18 protein-coding genes are annotated in these 20043 nt (G+C 39.8%); 7 read left to right on the top strand and 11 right to left on the bottom strand.

The annotated features are described in order from the left end of the window. Positions 1-84: 84 nt before the first annotated feature. The 3 genes from I6F65_RS00005 (at position 85) to I6F65_RS00015 (ending at position 1399) form a co-directional block, all read left to right on the top strand. On the top strand, positions 85-402 hold the full coding sequence (locus tag I6F65_RS00005; protein ID WP_197110857.1) for a hypothetical protein: 318 nt from the start codon (positions 85-87) through the stop codon (positions 400-402). A 104-nt stretch (positions 403-506) separates the two neighbouring features. Continuing rightward, a complete protein-coding gene (locus tag I6F65_RS00010; protein ID WP_024609678.1) occupies positions 507-809 on the top strand; it encodes a hypothetical protein in 303 nt (100 codons plus the stop codon). Positions 810-1087: 278 nt separating this feature from the next. Next, positions 1088-1399 carry a hypothetical protein gene (locus I6F65_RS00015; RefSeq protein WP_024609679.1) on the top strand — a complete coding sequence of 104 codons (312 nt, stop codon included), beginning with the start codon at positions 1088-1090 and terminating at the stop codon, positions 1397-1399. A gap of 96 nt (positions 1400-1495) precedes the next feature. On the opposite strand, the gene I6F65_RS00020 is transcribed toward I6F65_RS00015, so the two are convergent. The 7 genes from I6F65_RS00020 to I6F65_RS00050 form a co-directional block, all read right to left on the bottom strand. Further along, positions 1496-2779, bottom strand: coding sequence for an allantoate amidohydrolase (locus tag I6F65_RS00020; protein WP_197110859.1), 1284 nt, complete (start codon positions 2777-2779; stop codon positions 1496-1498). A gap of 14 nt (positions 2780-2793) precedes the next feature. Then, positions 2794-4023, bottom strand: a complete 1230-nt coding sequence (locus tag I6F65_RS00025) for an alanine--glyoxylate aminotransferase family protein (RefSeq protein ID WP_197110861.1) — start codon at positions 4021-4023, stop codon at positions 2794-2796. A gap of 2 nt (positions 4024-4025) precedes the next feature. Then, positions 4026-4850, bottom strand: a complete 825-nt coding sequence (locus tag I6F65_RS00030; RefSeq protein WP_197110863.1) for a sulfite exporter TauE/SafE family protein — start codon at positions 4848-4850, stop codon at positions 4026-4028. Then, positions 4838-6421: a gamma-glutamyltransferase family protein gene (locus tag I6F65_RS00035; protein ID WP_197110865.1), complete on the bottom strand. Its 1584-nt coding sequence runs from the start codon at positions 6419-6421 to the stop codon at positions 4838-4840. The genes I6F65_RS00030 and I6F65_RS00035 overlap by 13 nt, the downstream gene beginning before the upstream one ends. Further along, the gene (locus I6F65_RS00040) at positions 6418-7620 is read right to left on the bottom strand and encodes an amidase family protein (RefSeq protein ID WP_197110867.1); all 1203 of its coding nucleotides are present in this window, start codon (positions 7618-7620) and stop codon (positions 6418-6420) included. Before I6F65_RS00040 ends, I6F65_RS00035 begins: the two co-directional genes overlap by 4 nt. Before the next feature lie 462 nt (positions 7621-8082). Continuing rightward, positions 8083-8565 (bottom strand): putative 4-hydroxy-4-methyl-2-oxoglutarate aldolase, encoded by a 483-nt coding sequence (locus I6F65_RS00045; RefSeq protein WP_166109173.1) that lies wholly within the window; start codon positions 8563-8565, stop codon positions 8083-8085. A gap of 3 nt (positions 8566-8568) precedes the next feature. Continuing rightward, on the bottom strand, positions 8569-9222 hold the full coding sequence (locus tag I6F65_RS00050) for a TetR/AcrR family transcriptional regulator (protein WP_004334664.1): 654 nt from the start codon (positions 9220-9222) through the stop codon (positions 8569-8571). A 178-nt stretch (positions 9223-9400) separates the two neighbouring features. On the opposite strand from I6F65_RS00050, the gene yddG reads away from it, so the two are divergent. Beyond that, positions 9401-10309, top strand: coding sequence for an aromatic amino acid DMT transporter YddG (gene yddG / locus I6F65_RS00055; protein ID WP_197110878.1), 909 nt, complete (start codon positions 9401-9403; stop codon positions 10307-10309). A 106-nt stretch (positions 10310-10415) separates the two neighbouring features. On the opposite strand, the gene I6F65_RS00060 is transcribed toward yddG, so the two are convergent. Continuing rightward, positions 10416-11972, bottom strand: a complete 1557-nt coding sequence (locus I6F65_RS00060) for a PepSY domain-containing protein (protein WP_197110880.1) — start codon at positions 11970-11972, stop codon at positions 10416-10418. Continuing rightward, positions 11969-12265: a hypothetical protein gene (locus tag I6F65_RS00065; protein ID WP_197110882.1), complete on the bottom strand. Its 297-nt coding sequence runs from the start codon at positions 12263-12265 to the stop codon at positions 11969-11971. Before I6F65_RS00065 ends, I6F65_RS00060 begins: the two co-directional genes overlap by 4 nt. A 381-nt stretch (positions 12266-12646) precedes the next feature. Here I6F65_RS00065 and I6F65_RS00070 point away from each other — a divergent pair, with 381 nt between their 5' ends. Continuing rightward, positions 12647-14695 carry a TonB-dependent receptor gene (locus I6F65_RS00070; RefSeq protein ID WP_197110892.1) on the top strand — a complete coding sequence of 683 codons (2049 nt, stop codon included), beginning with the start codon at positions 12647-12649 and terminating at the stop codon, positions 14693-14695. Positions 14696-14795: 100 nt separating this feature from the next. On the opposite strand, the gene I6F65_RS00075 is transcribed toward I6F65_RS00070, so the two are convergent. Continuing rightward, a complete protein-coding gene (locus I6F65_RS00075) occupies positions 14796-15320 on the bottom strand; it encodes an ankyrin repeat domain-containing protein (protein ID WP_024610852.1) in 525 nt (174 codons plus the stop codon). A 105-nt stretch (positions 15321-15425) separates the two neighbouring features. Further along, entirely contained in the window at positions 15426-16952 is a 1527-nt protein-coding gene (locus tag I6F65_RS00080) for a catalase (RefSeq protein ID WP_166109177.1), read from the bottom strand. Between the two features lie 414 nt (positions 16953-17366). Between I6F65_RS00080 and I6F65_RS00085 the strand changes: the two genes are divergently transcribed. Then, on the top strand, positions 17367-18047 hold the full coding sequence (locus I6F65_RS00085) for an HAD family phosphatase (RefSeq protein ID WP_197110894.1): 681 nt from the start codon (positions 17367-17369) through the stop codon (positions 18045-18047). A gap of 218 nt (positions 18048-18265) precedes the next feature. Continuing rightward, positions 18266-19987: a cytosine permease gene (locus tag I6F65_RS00090; RefSeq protein ID WP_166109179.1), complete on the top strand. Its 1722-nt coding sequence runs from the start codon at positions 18266-18268 to the stop codon at positions 19985-19987. Positions 19988-20043 lie beyond the last annotated feature (56 nt).

Genomic DNA, 20043 nt, shown 5'->3' on the forward strand with positions numbered 1-20043 from the left:
CGCTTTAGCATTTACTATGATGTGGCTACCAATGTGGGCTGATTAATATATATACTACAAAGATCAACAGCCCCTAGTATAATATTGCTGTTTATAGGTGACTACACTCGATTTTTTGGTATTGTTTTTAGTGTTGTTACAGGAGGGCTTGGTTTTTTTTCAGCGGCTCAGTTATTAAATAATTCCCTTGAGAAGAGTGCAAAAACAATGAAACCTTTATGGTTAAAATGGGGCTTGTTTTTTGGGTTGTCTTCTATTGTTTTTACATTAGTTAATTCACCAGACACTCCTAATGTTTTAATTTCTGTCTTGCTAATTCTTCCTATACCTTTTGTTTTAGTTTTAATGTATTTAAACAGACTCTATCTTTGGCAAGGGGCTAGCAAAAAACGTAATGGCTAAGTAGCTGATTATTTACTCGCTGATTTTAGCTTGTTACTCGCAATTATAGCCATTCATTAGTGCTTGGCAAAGTGTTATATGTTTTCAATAAATGGAGTTTTAATATGAGAAAAGAGTTTCAGTTCAAAGTTAAAGGGCACGATATTAACGTTGTTAACTCATGGATTAGAGGGATAAAGCTGTATGTTAATGGTGATATTCGTGATCAAAACGCCAGTTTTTTTGCAAATCGTAAAATAGCGCTTTTATCTGCCAGTATTGGCGATATTGGCATTTTAGAAATCTATCCAGTTTCAACGTTAATTTCTGTAGAAATAGATGCATATTTAATTATAAATAACGCAAAGCAGTATGTTTACAGCTCACATAAACGTTTAAGTTTAGCTGAACAAAGAACCGCACAATAAACGTAACGTAAGCTGTTTAAGAATGCGCATATACGGTTGACTGCTTCGTTTATCAGCACACTAGCAAACTTAATTTAGCTTGTAGTAATGATTTATTTTGAAAAAATCTCTTATGTTTAATTTAAAGTTTATTAAAAATGAATGATGATAGTGAGCTAGCGATGACTTTGTATAAAAAAGTATTTTTTGTGATTTACCTATCACTTGTATTTACGTCTTGTATTTTTGATTGTACTCAAGGTAATTAGTTGATTACTACATAGGGAGAAGTTAGCAGGATGCGAATCATTAAAATTTTAGTATGGCTTAATCTTATATCGTTTATATTAATGCCATTATTTCGTTATTGCTTTTATAACTCTATGTATTTAGAGCCCAATGAGCCTTATGGTATTGCAGATGTGATTGAGCTGTTTTTAGGCTTTTGGTTCATGTTTGTAATTTTTATATCAGTAATTATATCGCTTTACTTAATGGTAAAAAAACACCCTAACAGGAAAAAACAAAGCGGGTTTTTAATCATGTTTTGTTTAGCGCTAGTAATGTTAGCTGACCCTTTGAGAAGCCTAGCTGCTCGCTTAGCGATATAATTGTTTATGTATGTATTTAAAATAAGTGCCTTTATTTTAAATACATACAACCAAGTACCTCATCAATAAAGTTTATAGCTATTCCCTTGCTTAAAATTACTCAAACCCTTTTACATAAAGTACGAGCGCGCTGTACATTACACTGAGTGCCTTTGTTACATCGCGGTCTATAACCGCTTCTGCTGGGTGATGGCTTATACCGCCTGGGCTGCGTATAAATAACATGCCAACGGGGCAAATAGGAGCGATTGCCATTGCATCGTGCCCAGCGCCTGAGGCAAGTGAAGGCGATGCTTGGTTATTGAGTTTGCATGCATTGGTGAATAAATGTTGAATAGTGGTGTCGCACGCAACGGCATCAGCGGCATGCGTCCATTGCCAATCGAGTGTTAAATTGCGTTTGCTTGCTATAGATTGAGCGCTGCTTTGTATGGCGCTTAGTAAATTAGCGAGATCGATGTCGCTTTGTGCACGTGCGTCTAGGCTTATGGTTGTTTTACCTGCAATCACGTTTGTTGCACCGGGGCGAGATTGTATTTGCCCCACGGTTGCAACTTCGCCATTTTTAGCATTGTTTGCTAGTTTTTCAATTTCGGTTACTAATTCGGCGCAGCCTGCTAACGAATCCTGACGTAAATTCATAGGCGTAGTGCCTGCATGACCGCTTTGGCCTGTTAGGGTGATCATGGCGCGTTTTGCCCCTGCAATGGCCGTTACAACGCCTAACGCCTGATTAACCGATTCGAGCACCGGACCTTGCTCTATATGAGTTTCCCAGTAAGCTAGTAATTCGCTTTTATTTAGTGCGGTTTTTGCGTAGTCGTTGGGATTTAAGCCAAAGTCGAGCATGGCTTGGCGCATAGTTATGCCGTTTGTGTCTTCAATGTTTAGCCACTGTGGGTCAAATTCGTTAGCGAGGGCTTTTGAGCCAATTAAAGTTGTGGCAAAGCGGGTGCCTTCTTCATCGCAAAAGCCCACTACATCTAAATGAAAGGGCAGGTCGAGCTTAAGCTTATTTGCAAGTGCTGCAATTTCTATCCCTAGTAGTACACCTAAAATACCATCAAACGCACCTGCATTTGGAACTGTGTCGAGGTGTGATCCTATAATTAAACGTTTAGCATGTGGGTTTGATGATTTTAGTCGCCCCCAAAGGTTGCCCACTTCGTCTTGCCACGATTGCATGCCTGCCTCAACCATCCACGATGCAGTAACGGCGTTACAATCTTTGTGCTCTTTTGATAAGTACACGCGGTGAATGCCGCCTTGCATTTGCGATAGGCTACTGAGCGTTTTACAGCGTGATAAGGCGCGTGTTGCGTGAGTATCGCCGCGCTCTTTATTTAATAAAGGGCTGTATTGTGGGGTTTCAATCGTCATGCTAATTCTCTATTTTATTTATAGTGAGTAAGGGCTGCAATGGCGGCTTCGCCTTTAGGACCTTTGTAACCGTTGGCATGCAAGCAAGCGTCTAGGCTGGCAAGTGTTTGTAGTACGGCGTCTTTTCGGGCGTTGTACCCCATAGTGCCAATACGCCAAATTTTGCCATGCAGCGGTCCAAACGAGGTGCCTATTTCAATACCAAAATCGGTTAGCATTTGTCCGCGTACGTGATCGGCATTAATGCCCTCGGGTATATAAACACCCAGTACGTTGTTCATTTTATGCGTTAAATCGCCAAATACATTTAAGCCCAGTGCTTGAATGCCCGTTAGCATGGCATCGCCATGTAATTTGTGGCGCGCTACGCAGTTATCTACGCCTTCTTCAATTACTATGCGGGCGCATTCTGAGGCGCAATACAGCATGCTGGTGGCTTCGGTATGATGATTTAGGCGCTCCTCTCCCCAGTAATTCATGATCATACCTAAATCAAAATAGTTAGAGCGCACAAAGGGCTCTGTGCCGTCGATATGATCGGCTGTGCGAATACCAGCTTCTACCTTTTTACGTTTTTGGATCCACTCGGCGCATTTGTCGCTTAGTGTTAATGGCGCTGACCCAGAAGGACCGCCTAAACACTTTTGTAGACCAACAGAAAGTGCATCGAGTTTCCACTCATCGGCAGGAAGTTCGTTACCCACAATAGATGCGGTGGCATCGCAATAAAATAGTATATCGTGCTTTTGGCAAATACCGCCAATATGCTCAAGAGGTTGGTTCATGGTGGTGGATGTATCGCCTTGTACCATAGCAAGCACATGGGGTTTTACATCAACAATGGCTTTTTCGATTTGTTCTGGCGTAAACACTTCGCCCCACGGTACTTCTATTGTGTGCACCTTTGCGCCAACGCGTTCTGCTATTTCAGCAAGTAGGTGGCCAAAGCGCCCCATAATTGGCACTAGTACTTTATCGCCTGGGCGTAAAATTGAGCATAATACGGCTTCAATACCCGCGCGCGATGTGCCATCTATTAGCATGGTCCATTCGTTTTTAGTTTTAAAAATTTCGCGATAGCGCGCCATGGTTTCGTTCATAAAGCCGGTCATTACAGGGTCGTACTGACCTATAAGCTGCGCCGACATAGCACGTAAAACACGGGGATCTGCATTAATAGGACCTGGTCCCATTAATAAACGCTGTGGTGGGTTTAAGGTTTGAACTTGCGTGTTATTAAACATGTTTAGGCTCCCAGAGTCTGAATAAGCATGCGTATACCGGTTATCATTAAAACAACGGCAAAAGCGCGTTTTAGTTGTTTTTGATCCAGCTTACTACCAATTTTTACGCCAATAGGCGCAAATAAAATAGTTAGCGGAATAATAAGAAAAAAGGCCGGGAGGTTAACTAACCCCCACGTACCTAGGGGAGCATCGATTGGCGTTGTGCCAATACTTAATAAGGTAATAACACCTGGTAGCGCAATCAATAAACCAAAAACGGCCGCAGTACCTACTGCAACATGGGCGCGTACATTAAATGCGTTTAGCATAGGTACGCCAATAGTACCGCCGCCTATGCCAATCATTACCGACAAACCACCTACAATACTTGCCATAACGCCTTGACCAAATTTACCTGGCAGTTGTTTTACAAGCGCGGGTGCGCCGGCTCTAAATAACATATTAAGGCTTACCAAAATGGCAATGCAGGCAAACATGAGCACTAATGCGTTACCGCGAACGGAATGAGCAATAATACTACCGACTACCGCCATAACTAATATAAACGGTGCCCAATATTTTATTAGGGCAAGGTCAATATTGCCTTTGCTATGGTGCGAGCGAATAGATGAAAGCGAGGTAGGTACTATAGTGGCAAGTGATGTGGCGGTTGCTATCATCATTGCCGATTCTGGGCTTACGCCAAAACCTTGTAGCAGGAAGTACAGTACAGGCACGATAACAATACCGCCGCCTACGCCAAATAGTCCTGCTAAAATACCAGCAAAAATACCGGTTGCTATTAAGGCCACTACTATTGGCCATTGGTTAATTATTTCTGACATTGTGTTCCTGCTGTAGTTACTGTTGCACGTCCATTTGAACGAGGATCTGTTGCAGCTTCAAGGCTTGTAGGTGTATCTAAAATAGCCCCAGCGTGCCCCATCATTTCGTTATTATTATCAACGCTTACCCAATCGTGGTCACGTTGATTTAATTCATGTTCTATATGAGACGCTAAACTTTTTTCAATTTTTAAATTTGTACTTGTATCGCCCCATGTTCTTCCAAGTAACCACCGAGGATCGCTAATTGCTTGGTTTATTGACTTATTTCGCCATGCATAACCTGCAAAAACAGCGGCTTGGGTTTGTGGTTGGCCTTCACCGCCCATTGTTCCGTAGGCAAGGCGACGACCATCGTTAAATTTTGCCATTGCAGGGTTAAGTGTATGCGCAGGCTTTTTATTTGGGGCAAGGTTATTGACATCTTTATTGTTTAAACTAAAGCTTAAACCTCGGTTGTTCCACACAAAGCCGCCTTCGCTCATTAATATGCCGCTGCCAAATTCCCAATAAATACTTTGAATAAAGCTTACTAATTGCCCGTTTTTGTCTCTTGCTGCCATCCATACGGTATCGCCAGGCTCTGTGTTAAATGACCATTGTTGTGCTTTGCTCATATCAATATTGTTGGCAAGTTCGCTTAAGCGATCATCGGTTAGTGCGTTTTTATAATCATCCCCTAATACTTCAGGGTCGGCCCAAAGGGTAGGGCGATGGGTAAAGCTTTGTTTGGTTGCCTCTACAATTAAGTGCGTCCAGTCGGCATCGGTTTTAGCTAAATGCTTTAACTTATTTACGGCACCAATTATTTGCAGCGAATGCACGCCCTGTGTTGGCGCGGGTAAGTTGTAGCAGTCAATACCACTTAGGTTTGCATTTAGCGGGGTAACTACTTCGGCTTGGGTACTTGCAATATCATCTGTGGTAATCGAGCTGCCTGCCTTGGCTAAATCAGCGGCAAATGAGTTGGCAAGTGCACCTTCATAAAATGCGTTTAAACCTTGTTTTGCTAAGTGCTCAAATGTTGCTGCAAGTTTAGGGTTTTTAAAATGCTGACCCGCTTGCAAGGGCTTACCATTGGGTATGTAAAGGTTTTTAAACGCGTCATTGGTATTTTCAACCGCCGCTAATTTTTCGCAGCCTGCTTGTAGGCTTTTTGTAACGGTAAAGCCCTCGCGAGCAAGCGCAATGGCAGGCGCTAAAATTTTTGAAAGTGGCAGTGCTGCGTGCTCATCAAGCTCAAGCGCTTTTTGCCAACCGCGTATTGTACCCGCTTGGGTCAGTGCGCTTAATCCGCCGCGCTCTGGTATTTGCGTGAGCGGGTTATACGCCGTTGTATTAGTTGCTGCGCGACCGCAGGCGTCAATAGCGGTGGGCGTTTTTTGGTTTGGGTTATCGATAAGCCAAAAGCTGTCGCCACCAATTGAGTTCATATGCGGATATACAACACTAATAGCTGCCGCCGCCGCTACCATAGCCTCGGTGGCTGTACCGCCTTGTTTTAGTATATTTATACCCGCCTCAGTGGCCGAAAAATGAGACGCGGTAAATGCAATGTTGTGTGTGGTCATGCCGATGTGTCCTGTTTAAAGTGTGCCGCTAGGTGCTTAACGCAAGCAAGTAGGCTTTTATCGTTGCCGTGGCTCATCATTAGTGAAAAACCATACGGGTGATCATTTGCTAAATCAGCCAACGGTAAATGCACTTGCGCTGAGCCACTCAGCCCTGCAATTGCCGAAAGCGTAATAATTTGCATGCGTAAGGCGCTTGTGTCGGCGCCTAGTTTTGGTGCGGTTGTGCGGGTGGTAGGTAAAAATAAGCAGCTGTGCTTATCTAAATTATTAGCCACGATTGCTTGCCACTCATGCTGCACTTTTAATGCTTCTTGTTCTTCTTGCTCGGTTAAAGCCTGTGCCATTTTAAAGCGATCTGCAATAGCTGGCGCAAAATGAGAAAGCTGATCTGGGAGTTCAAGCCAGTCTCGGTGCGTTTTAGCAATCGCACGACCTTGTAATATTCTAAAGGTATCGGCAAGCTCACTTAGCAGGCTGCTTTTGGGGAGCTTAAAATCGATATGATGATTAAAATAAGGTTTGGTTTTTTCTAAAAGCTTACCCAGTGGGGCTTGTAAAGAGGGGTCAACGAGTTCAAAGAGTGCTTCGCACATAACCAGAGTATTTACTTTATTAATAGGTTGTTGTGGTAATAATACATCGCCAACGCTGCTTAATAGCTCGGCGCTTTGGGTAAGCCAACCTATGGTATCGAAAGGGGGAGCCAACGGTATTAGGCCGTCTTTTTCAATCACGTTATGGCTTGGCCTTATGCCATATAAACCACAATAGCTGGCGGGTATTCTAATTGAGCCGCCAGTGTCGGTACCTAAGCCAATATCGGCTAAGTTAGCAGCCACGGCTGCTGCCGAACCCATACTCGAACCACCGCAAGCATGCCCTTTTAATTTAGGATTTTGCGCAGCGCCATAATGTATATTATTACCCTCTAAGCTATAAGCCAGTTCGTCTGTGTGGGTAAAGCCTATAAAGTTACAACCAGCGGTCATGAGCTTATTAACCGAGCTTGCCGTATTTTGAGCCGGTTTAGCTGTTTTAAACCAATGTGGATTGCCAGCGCTGTTTCGCTCGCCCTTTACTGCAAATACATCTTTTACGGCTAAGCGATTGTTTGCAAGTAGACCAGAGTGGTTTGTTTGCCACAGGGTAGGACCGTGATTGCAAAATATACCTTTGTTGTTTTTTTTATCACTCATTTGCAGCTCATTATTATAAAACTGACCAAGTACTTACTTATTAAGTTAAGAGTGATTAAAAAGCGGGCTGGTTATTATTATGAATACCAATTTTATTAAAAACATGATCATTCTATCGGATTAAATAGCGCACTTACTTCGTTAAAAATTATTCATAGAGAACAACTATATGTCATAATTTTTTCCTTGTTATTACGCTATTTTCTTCGCGTTATAATAGATCACTAATTTAATGCAATTGGTATAACTCCGCTTTTTAATCGGTAGTTTTGATTTTATCGTGTTTAGACTAAGCAAGAGGAATGCCATAAATTAAAATCCTGTCCAATTGGTCAGGTTTGTGTGGGTTGTACGAGGTTTGTAAATGTTGACTGTAAAAATAGTGGCATCAAAATGAGTTAAAACAAACCAACTTGGTGCGAAGGTGCACCAAGTTGGTCTTTATTTATATGGTTTTGAGTGCTAAATAAGGGCCGTTTTACTGATGATTAAACCGTTAATATCGGCGTAAACCCAATCGTTAGGTTCTATGGTGGTGCTAAGCATGGTAATAACTTGGTTTTTATCACCAAAGCCGCGCTTTAAGGTACTACGCGGTGTAGAGCCTAGCGCCATTACAGGTAAGTTCATCGTGGCGAGTATTTCTATATCTCGGCAACAGCCATTTATTATTACGCCTTCCCAGCCATTACTTAAGGCACGCTCAGCCATAATATCGCCTATAAACGCAAAGCGTTTGCTCGCAAACCCGTTTATAACTAATACTTTACCTTCACCATTTTCATGCAATATATCGGCGGCAAAAGAGTTGTCTTCTGGGCAGGTAACGGTAACTACTTTGCCATAAAATGTGGTTTTTTTACCAAAGTGGTAAAGGCCGCTGTCTGCTACTTGTACGTTATCGCGATGATCGTCAAATAAATCGGGTGTAGTAAAGGATGTCATGGGTTAAGTCTCACTTTGCTCAGGTATTTTAAGACCAATACCTTTTAAAATTATGTGGGCAATTGATTGCGTAATCTGTGCCACATCGGTTTCGTCGTACTCTAATTTGTTCATTACGAGTAAAACCTCAGCCTGAAAGTCGGCGTAATATTGGGTGGTAGACCAAATAGTAAAGAGCAAATGGTAGGGATCAACTTTATCCATTTTATCTGCGTCCATCCATGCTTGAAGTACATCAACCTTTTGTTTAACCCAAGGGCGGGTATTGGTTCTAAAGTAGTTTTGTAAATAAGGTGCACCGCGCAGTATTTCACTGGCAAATAAGCGAGATTGCATTGGCTGATTTACGGCGAGTATTACTTTGCTTTTAATATAGTTATAAAGCACGGTAGCTGGATCGTCGTTAATTGTGACGTTATCGAGGCCCAAGTTCCAATTAGCTATTATGCGGTCGATCACAGACTCGTACAGACCATCTTTACTTTTAAAGTAATACAAAATATTAGCTTTTGGCACCTGCGCTTCTTTAGCAACCATGCTCATACTTGCTCCGTCGTAACCTAATTGCGAAAACAATTGCTCGGCGGCATCTAAAATTAATTTTTGGTTTTTCTCGCGTGTAACTTCTTTTTTATTTGGCTTTATTTGTGTGGTCATTATAGAGTTTGCGTGTTTAACGTATTGATTGATTGTAGCTTTACTGACCAAAAGGTCAATTACTAAAAAGGGTGATTATTAAAAGAAATGTGAGAGTTAAGCTATTAACTTTAATTGTTTAATTAAATAATTGCTGTTAGTTTAGCTGCAAATTTATAAGTAGTACTTTAGGTTTGATATGGGTTTTTTAAGCAAAAATAAATACACGCTTTATGGCGTAGCTGCAATATTACTATGGAGCTGCTTAGTTGCGTTACTTAGGGATGTGTCTGAGTTGTTTAGTCCTATTGGTGGCGCAGCAGCTATGTACACAGTAAGTGCTGTGTTTTTAATACTTGTTATGGGGCTACCTAAGTTAAAAGGGTTTTCTAAACGCTATTTAGTAATAGGTACTTTATTATTTGTATTTTATGAGGTGTGCTTGGCGCTCTCTATTGGTATGGCTAATAATAGGCATCAGGCCATGGAAATGGCGGTAATAAACTATTTATGGCCCACTCTCACTATTTTATTAACCATTATGGTAGGGCGCAAAAAAGTAAGTCTATGGGTTTATCCGAGTATGTTTGTTGCCTTTTTAGGGGTTGCTTGGTGTATTACCGGCGATCAAGAAATGTCGTTGGATACACTAACGACTAACTTTGCTGATAATCCAGCTACTTATTTAATGGCATTAGCAGCGGCGTTTATATGGGCTGTTTATTGCGTAGTAATGCAAAAGTTAAGTAATGGTAAAAATGCGATTACGTTGTTTTTTACTGTTACAGCAATGAGTTTGTGGGGGCAATATGGTTTTAGTAATGAGGCGCCATTAACGTTTTCGCTCAGCTCAAGCATGACATTATTATTAGCCGGTGTAGTAGTGGGGAGCGGTTATGCGCTGTGGAATCAAGCTATTATTGGCGGTAACTTAATTCTTTTGGGAACGCTTTCGTACTTTACACCGGTGTTCTCAACTATTATTTCGGCGTTGTATTTATCTATTTCACTGAGCGCTTCGTTTTGGCAAGGGGTAGTACTGGTAACAGTGGGCTCGCTAATTTGCTACTTTGTAACGCGAGAAAAGCCTAAACGCACAGTAAACTAATCTATTTTAGTTAACTCTTTTAAGGTGCTGATATTTAATAGTTTATATTTTAAATCTAAATTTATACTTTTAATGAGGCGTGCAATACGCCTCATTAAGTTTTTCTTTATAATTTTGCCGGTATAACTGCATAGCTTACTGATTTATTTCTAACTTTTTTTGCACAATAATAAAATATTAATGCAAATACTGCAGCGCTAATATCAACAAAACCGCTTTGATAATATTTTAAAAAATCATCAGCTAATAAAGCCTGTATAAGTGTTGAAACCCCCATTCCAGCAGATAAAAATGCAATGCCGATTAGGCCCCAATAGCTAGCGTGGTGAGTTCCTTTAAAAAAGGTATAAGCAACAAAGGCAAAAAATACCAAATAGTAACTATAGAGATAGCTGTAATTTGCGTTACCCATATATTGGTTAGTCCATTTAGCTTGTAATAAAGTGGCAACCACTGCAATCATTGACCCTAAGCAAACACCAATTGTTAAATTTGCCATAAATCGTGTACTTCGTTTGTTGGCATCTTGTTTAAAGCGCTTGTCTAGCCATAATAAGTTACCAGAGTAAAATAAGAATGCGCCAAGTAGCCCCATAACAAAATACCCCCAACGTCCCCATTCACCTCCATAAGTACCAAAGTGAAGTGAAAAGAAACTTCCTACTATATTACCCCAAACACCATCATCTCCTTGCGGATAGCTTGAGTTAAGTACTTCTAATGTATAGGGGTGTAAGAATAAGTAGTCGGTATCAGGTCCGCGAACGACAGCGCTGCTATTACTCATTTTTAATGTTGCTGTCGGGTTTTTTGTATTTAAACGACTAAATGTAATGTGAATTGGCTCATAACCTGGGGCGTAGTTTTTTGCCGCTAGGAGCTGCTTATTTATGCTTGGTAAGTTTGCAATATGATAATTATGTGCTGCTGGGGCAGGACGTTGAAAAAAGGATTTATCGTCATAAAATGCTGATAGACCATCATAAACCAGATCATGAAATGCAAATACCACCACAGTAAACGCTATAATTAAATGAAAAGGCAAGCTGGCGATCCCAACTAAATTATGACTATCGAGCCAAAAGCGACTGGCGCCTTTTTCTTTTCGAATCGCAAAAAAGGTTTTTACAAGCGTAGGTAGTAAAATAATTACGCCAGACACCAATGCTAAAAAGTACAGCGCAGATGCTATACCGAGTATATATACGCCTGATTGGTCGTGCCCAATTTTGCCTGCAAACCCTGCGGTTCGATGCAAGTAATCTATTAAATCTGCAAGTTTATTCTCACCTTGTTGCTGTATTACAAGCTCATTTTGCTGGTTTAGATAGAGTGCCTGTAATTGGTTATCAAGTTTCATTCCGCGCCCTTTACCTTGGCTATACCAAGATAGTGGCGCTTGATCTGTTAATAAATCGAGAGAAAAACCATTACCCATTTGCTCAGGGTACTTAGCTATTGCTTGGTCAACCAATGTTTGGTAATTGTTAGCGTGTGGTTTAGTCACTGGTGCGCTGGTGGGTTTTGCCCACTGTGCTAATTCGTGTTTAAACATGGTTAAACTACCAGCATAAAAGCCTATAAAAAGTACTAAACCTGCAATTATTCCTGTCCATGTATGCACACCTTGGTAGGTACGCAAAATATCGGCTCTTACTCTCATAGCCAATTCCTTAAAATTATAAATAAACTATATAGCGTTATATTTAAGCCCCCAAGCGTCAGCCAAGCATTTTTTGCTGAACTAAACAGGTAGGTGAAGCTAAAAATAGTTAACCATAAAATGGGTATCATCCACATATTAAATTGCACTTTGTCGGGCGCATCTATGCCTCCCGCTCCGTACCATGCAAAAAAAGCAACGAGAATAAACGCTAGCGCTAGCCCTAAAAAACAACCAGCCAAACTTTTGCCAAGCCAAGTTGGTTTTACTTTTTGCCTTTGTGCAGATGACATTATTTTACTTCCTTGTGTTTAATCAGGCTTACGAGCGGAATTATTATTAAAGCGAGCATTATCATTAAAATGATAAAAAATACGGCTGCCGCATTAGAAAAAGCATATAAGGCTAATGGTATTGCAATAACAAAAAGGATAAATGCGAGCTTGCGCCAGCTTTTGTTAATGGGTTTGCTTAGAAGTCGTTGGTGGCGGTTACTAAGATAAAACAGGGATGTAGCAGTAAATAAAAGAAGAGAAAGGGTAAGTTGCAACATAAATTAAAACACTTATTAATGATGTTGCTATTCTAAATGATAACTAAACTCAATTGCAACAAGTGTGTGTTTGTGCTATTTTTTCGAAAAATAAAACAACTATCCATAAAAGGAAATAACTGTGGTAGCTTCATTTAAGCCTAATAAACTTTCACTACTGATTACAAGCTCTTTGTTATTGGCTCAAAGCAATGCATTTGCTGATGAAACAAGTCGCGAATCAATAGATACAATTATTGTAACAGGCGAAAAAATCGAAAGGTCACTCAAAGATACGATTACATCGGTTGCAGTGGTAGATAAGTCACTATTAGAAAATGGACAACTAGGTTCTGTTTCAGAAGCTTTGGCAGAAATGGCAAATGTAGTGGTACTTACTGGAGCCGTGCCAGACATGCGCGGTGTGTCGGGTAATGGTGGTGCAACAGGTTTTAACTCATTTAGTGGTGGCTCTAAAGCAAGAGTATCAACGCTTGTTGATGGTGTAAGTCAGCCGTTTGTAGCTGATTTAACCGGTGATACAGGTTTGTGGGATATAGATCAAATAGCGGTATACCGTGGACCGCAGTCAACTAGCAATGGTCGTAATAGCATTGGTGGTGCAGTTTATATGACAACCAAAGCACCAACACAAGATTTTGAAGGTGCTGTACGCGTTGGGTATAGAAATCAAGATAGTTATCTTGATACAGCCGCGGTTGTTTCAGGGGCTTTAATTGAGGATGTACTAGCATTTCGTTTATCTACTCAATATGTAAATGGTGAAACCTTTAGCAACCCAACGATACATGAAACCAATCCAACAGATAAAAACTTAAATAAGCTTAATACCAGTAGTACGCGTGCAAAATTACTGTATACCCCAACAACAGATTTAGCTGTACAGCTAACTTACTCTACCTACAGTGAAGAGGGTAATACAGGTCGTAAGTACTTTGAAGGTGATGAACCGTTTGATTATGTGCCTTTATTTCAGCGCGATATGGATACCCAGTCAGACACGACTCAGGTAAATATTGACTATAAAATAAATGATAACTTTTCGTTCGATATATTACTCGCATATATGGATTATGATTGGGGCTTCGAAGCATATGAGGCACTTGCCAGTGCTGAGTCTGATATTTTTATGGATGAAAAAAATATCACAATTGATAGTAAGTTAAACTTTGGCTTAAATAGTGATTTTTATTCGGGCTTTGTAGGTATTGCTTATTTTGACCGTGAACAAGACTTTAAAAGCGTTGGTGCAACCAATTATTTTGGTGACGATAGTAGTGACTCTAAAGCAATTTATGGCGAAACAAGCTTTGAGTTAACAAATGAGCTTACGTTAACAGCGGGGCTGCGAGTTGAGCGTGAAGAACAACTTCGTAATTTTGATATGGCTTTTGGTGGCAGCAGATTAGTTGAGCAATTAGATGATTCTAATACGATAAAACTACCTACGGTAGCTGTTCAATATAAAGTAACTAATAACACTACCTTATCGGCAAGTGCTCGTCGTGGTTATAACGCTGGTGGTGGTGCCTTAGATTTTGCTGCACAAGAATACTATTACTACGAGCAAGAATCAGTAAATACCTATGAAGTAGGCTCGCGTAGCGTACTAAATAATGGTGATTTAAATATTAGTGCTAATATTTTTTACAATAACTTTAATGGTTATCAAGCCTTAAGCTCAAGTCGAAAAATCACTAATATTGACGATGCGCATAGCTATGGCTTAGAACTTGAAGCATATAGCATGCTAGGTGAGCAATGGCAGTTACATGCAGGGCTAGGTTTATTAAAAACTAAAATAGATGAATCAGCGACTTATTCAGATGCAGTGGGTAACGAATTAAACTCAGCACCAGAGCTAACTGCAAGTTTAGGTTTATCGCATTGGTTTACTGATAGCTTAAAGTTAAATGTGAGCGCTAATTATGTAGACGATTACTATGGCGATTTAACTAATACAGAAGAGCGTGTTGCCGGAGGTTATACAATTACGCGTGCAACAATAAGCTATAACAGCGATCATTGGTTGGTGAGTGCTTTTATTAATAATGCATTAGATGAAGAAGCATTTACGTCAGTTGAGCCTGCAAGTGGTCGTTACCCAACGGGTTATGTTGCGGTAGTGAATCCTCAAACGTTAGGTGCTTCAGTAACGTATCGTTTTTAACATGTATTAATTAAGTAGTAAGACAGACTATTAAAATTAAGCAGTAAATTTTAATAAATAAAGTAGCCCTATTATTTTAGGGCTTTTTGTTGCGTGCAGTTTATTTTGCATTATTTACCTGTGCTAATAATTCAATAACTTTTTGTTGACCAAAGGTTTGTGCAAATTGCTCGGCTGTTTGACCTGCTTTGTTTTGATGCGCGTTATCGCAATCAAGTGATACAAGTGTTTTAGCTATACTAAATTCACCTCTAAAAATAGCAGCCATAAGCGCTGTGTTACCTCGGTTATCTTCTAAACAGGCATTAGCACCTAAGTGTAAAAGTGTGTTAACCGACTTTTTATTACCATGGTAAGTAGCAATCATTAACGCGGTGTAGCCTTTATTGTTGTAGCTGTCGATAGGAATACCAGCATCTACAAATTGCTCTATTACATCGGTATCGTTAGTACGTGCTGCAGCAAAGTAATAAGCAAATAAGCTTTGGTATTGCTCTTTTACCTGATCTTGTGTTTGTTCACTTGAGGTTTGAGTATTCGTATTTTGTGTAGTAGCAGTTGATTGAGCATAAGCGCTATTGCCAAAACTTAATAGTAGGGTAAATATAATTAATAAGTTACGCATAAAAATGACCTTTAAAAAAGAGGAAGAGATTTACTCTCTTCCTCATGGTTGTGGTTGCTTATGTAGCCGTTTGTTTAGTTGGAACTATTGTTTTCAACTAGCTACTTACAATTTAGCTGCAAGCTGTTTAACTACTTTAATGTCGCCTTTTACAGCTTTTGTTAAGCGTGTACCGTACTCAGTATCTGCTTTGTAAAAGTGGCTAAGCATTTTGTGTTTAACATTACTGTTTTGCACTTTACCTAAATCACCCGCTAGGTTATTTATTAGGTTTGTACGTTCTTGTTTGCTAAAGCCACGGTATAAAACACCTGCTTGAGCAAAGTTTTGCTGCTTTTTAATTGCTGCTTGTTGTACAAATCCTTTAAGCTCTGTATTACTTCTGCGTGCAATTGGGTTTTCAGCTACGTTTTCTTGGCTTGGCTGGTAGTTCACATTGCTTGTAGTGTTACCGTAGTTCATTGCGCCGTCTTGGTTGTAATTAACCACTTCAACTTTTGCACGGTTAATTGGCAATTGCTGGTGGTTAGCACCTAGGCGGTACATTTGTGTATCAGCGTAAGAAAACATACGACCTTGTAATAAACGGTCTTCTGAAGGCTCAATACCAGGAATAATGTTTGCTGGTGCCATTGCTACTTGTTCCGTAGATTGGAAGAAGTTAGTTGGCATACGGTTTAACGTCATTGTTCCTACTTTAGTTTCTTTAATATCTAACCACATTTTTGTTGCATCTAACGGGTTGTAATCAAAGTCATCAAGTTGCGATGGATCAAGCGTTTTAATGTACAGATCCCATTTAGGGAAATTGCCTCTGTTTATTTCAGTGTATAAATCTTGTGTTAAATGCTGAAAGTTTTGGCTTTGTACTTTTGCCACTTCTTTTGAGTCAAGGTTATCAATGCCTTGCTGGCTTACCCAATGAAACTTAACGTATTTAACATCGCCCGATTTATTAATCATTTTGTATGCATGTACACCCCAACCGTCCATTTTACGAAGACTTGCTGGTGTACCGTAGTCGCTGTAAACCCACGTTAGCATTTGTGTAGAACCTGGTTCATGCGAGAAAAAGTCAAATACACGGTTAGGATCTTGAATGTTATCTACCGGAGATGGTTTTAAAGAGTGAACCATGTCTGGAAATTTGATTGCATCACGAATAAAGAACACAGGTAAGTTATTACCAACTAAATCCCAGTTACCTTGGTCTGTGTAAAACTTAGTTGCAAAGCCACGTGGGTCGCGCAGTGTTTCTGGGCTACCTTTAGAGTGAATTACAGATGAAAAGCGAACAAATACGTCAGTTTCTTTACCTGCTTGTGCAAACGGTGCTGCAATTGTTAAATCGTCTAGCTCTTTTGATGCTACAAACACACCGTGTGCGCCAGTACCACGAGCATGCACAACACGCTCAGGAATACGCTCACGTGCAAAGCGTTGTAGTTTTTGAATTAGTTGTACGTCTTCTAGTAATACGCTGCCACGTTCGCCAGCCGTAATTGAATTTTGGTTGTCGCCAACAGCTGCGCCGTTGTCTTTAGTTAACGTAGTCGCTGCGCTTGCCGGTAATGCCATTGCAAGTGCTAGTGCACTTAGTGTTAATTTTGTTTTGTTTATTTGAGTATTCATTGTCGACCTCATCTATTTAAAAGTGCCGGCAGTGGTGCTGGCTGTTAATCTGTTAACGATAGTATTCATTTTTTTAACTTCGGTAAAACTGATTAATTAGATTGGTCTGATTCGAAAAACAGATGAAATAATTTAACAGGTGTATGTTTAGAGTTAACACCAATTTTGATACTAAGACCTTAGTCGATATGCATATTAATAAAATTGATTAAATACAGAGGTTTTTAATTTTAATTGCGTGTATTTTCACCAAGCTGGTGCGTTTTATACTTACAACGTGTTGACATATCAATTCAATAAAGGGAATATGCTCAATCGCTGGGCTTATGCTCATCATTGAGGGTTGCACCAAAATAGTTTTACTAAACTGGTTATACTAGTCGTTAAACTAATTATTATTTATAAGGTGGCAAAATGAACACTAAAATTGAGCTTGTAATATTTGATTGTGATGGTGTTGTAATAGACAGCGAAATTTTGAGTGCTCAAGTATTAATTAATATGCTTGTTGAAAAGGGCGTTGATATTGATCGTGCTTATGTACAGCAACATTTTTTAGGGTGTAACTTTAAAACAGTAAGCCAAAAAATAGCTAACGCATTTAATGTCACTCTCCCAGAGAGTTTTGAAGGTGATTACCGAGAAGCTCTTTTAAACGAATTTGAAACATCGCTAACCACAACCGATGGTATAAGCGATGTACTAAATAATTTAGCTGTGCCTATTTGTATTGCTACAAGCAGCAGCCCAGCACGCACCGCCAAGGCGTTGAGCGTAGTAAGTTTAAGTAAATACTTTAGTAATACAGTATTTACGAGCAGTGAAGTAAAGCGCGGTAAACCAGCGCCTGATTTATTTTTACATGCAGCTAAGCAAATGGGTGTAAAACCTAAACATTGTTTAGTGATTGAAGACAGTAAAGCCGGTGTAAGTGCAGCAATAGATGCAAATATGCAAGTGCTGCATTATAGCGGAGGGCAACATATGCAAGAGGCAATTAATCATGTACATAAAGCCTACCCAAATGTTGCTCATTTAACGCATTGGGAACAGTTTTTTAATACTTACCCTATGCTTAAAAGTAGTGATTTTTAAATATTGATGAAATAAAGAGCACTGTAAATTTACAGTCATTTAAAATTGTTATTTGTAGCCATACACTGACTGGTTCATAAATAGCAAAATATAAGCGTTGTTAGTTATTGCTTTAACAATAACAAAACAAATTAAGGAATTACGCGTTTATAACTAAATTATAAAAGGCGCTGTATTTAGGTATTAAATACTTTGCTGTTAAACCAATAGGAAATACCATGGCAACGAGTCCACACACACAATCATTTAAAGATGTAAACGAAGAGCAGCTTCCCGTTGCTAATAACCGATTACACGGTTGGAAACATTTTGCTGGGCTATATGCTGGCGAGCATGTTGCGGCTACTGAATTTGTTATTGGTGCAACGTTTGTTGCATTAGGTGCTTCAACCATCGACATTCTACTTGGTTTACTAATAGGTAACCTTTTAGCGATGTGTTCTTGGTGGCTTATTACGGCTCCTATAGCAGTAGAAACACGCTTAAGTTTATATAATTACTTAAACAAAATTGCTGGTAACTCAATGACCAAGCTCTATAACTGGGCTAATGTGGTTATTTTTAGTGTTATATCGGCCGCCATGATCACGGTATCCTCCACGGCCGTGCGGTTTTTGTTTGATATACCTGCTCAACTTGATTGGTACCCTAATAGCTTTTGGTTTGTGGCTATTGTTTTAGCGGTAGGCTCTATTGTTGTGTTTGTTGCGATGTATGGTTTTTCGACGGTTGCTGACTTTTCAAAGCTTTGTGCACCGTGGTTATTTGTTATATTTATTGCCGGTTCGTTCGCATTATTCCCAGAACTTTCTAACCATGTTTTAGGCTCAACATCTTTAAGTAGCTTTAGTGACTTTATGACCATAGGAGACTCCTCCATATGGACCGGTACAAATGCCGATGGCGAAAAAGGTATTGGCTTACTAGAAGTAATTGGTTTTGCATGGGCTGCTAACTCAATCACTCACTTTGGTTTGATTGACATGGCTATTTTTAGATTTGCTAAACGTAAAAGCTATGGTTTGTTCTCTGGTGTGGGCATGTTTTTTGGTCATTACTTAGCGTGGATCTCTGCCGGTATTATGGGCGCAGGTGTTGCTGTATTACTTAAAACAACTATTTCATCGCTTGATCCGGGTGATGTTGCATACCATGCATTAGGCTGGACTGGATTTGTTATTGTAATAATTGCTGGCTGGACTACAGCTAACGCAAACCTTTACCGCGCTGGTCTTGCAGCACAATCTATATTTGTAAATCAATCACGTGAACGTACAACCGCTATAGTGGGTGTTGTTACGGTGATTATTGCGTGTTTCCCATTTGTATTTTCACAAATGCTACCGCTACTAACATACGCAGGCTTATTAGTTGTACCAGTAGGCGGCATTGTGTTTGCTGAGCACGTATTGTTTCCTAAAATTGGTTTAACACGTTACTGGGCTAAATATAAAAACATTACCCGCAGCGTACCGGCTATAGCATCTTGGGCGTTAGCGCTTGTGTTTGGCTTTGGTTTAAACGCCATTGATGTAATGTCATTTTACTACTTGTTTATTCCTACGTGGATTTTCACAATCGTTATTTACACTTTACTTGCTAAAAAATACGGTGCAGGTGAAGACTATACGAGTGAAATTGCTGCCGACGAGCAAGAGTTAAAAGCAATTAAAGAGTACCAAGCAACAGAAGCTAAAGATTTACCAAAACCGGTAATAGATAGCTCTATGTTTAGTAAGGTGCTTAATGCTATTTCCACTATTTCGTTAATTGTTATTTTTGTATTTGCCAGCCAAGTCATGTTCTTTAGCGACACAATGAGCATGTATGGTGCGAACAAATCGCAATTCGAAATAATCTGTTTTATCTGTACTGTAATTTACTTTGTAACTGCTTACTGGTCGTTAAAACGCCATAAAGTATTGAATACAGTATCGTAAATACAGTTTGAGATATTAGTTTCGTATCATAATTTATATTTTATTTTTTGTTTGAG

Origin of the sequence: Pseudoalteromonas sp. SWXJZ94C (assembly GCF_015864385.1) — a bacterium.
Lineage (GTDB): Bacteria > Pseudomonadota > Gammaproteobacteria > Enterobacterales > Alteromonadaceae > Pseudoalteromonas.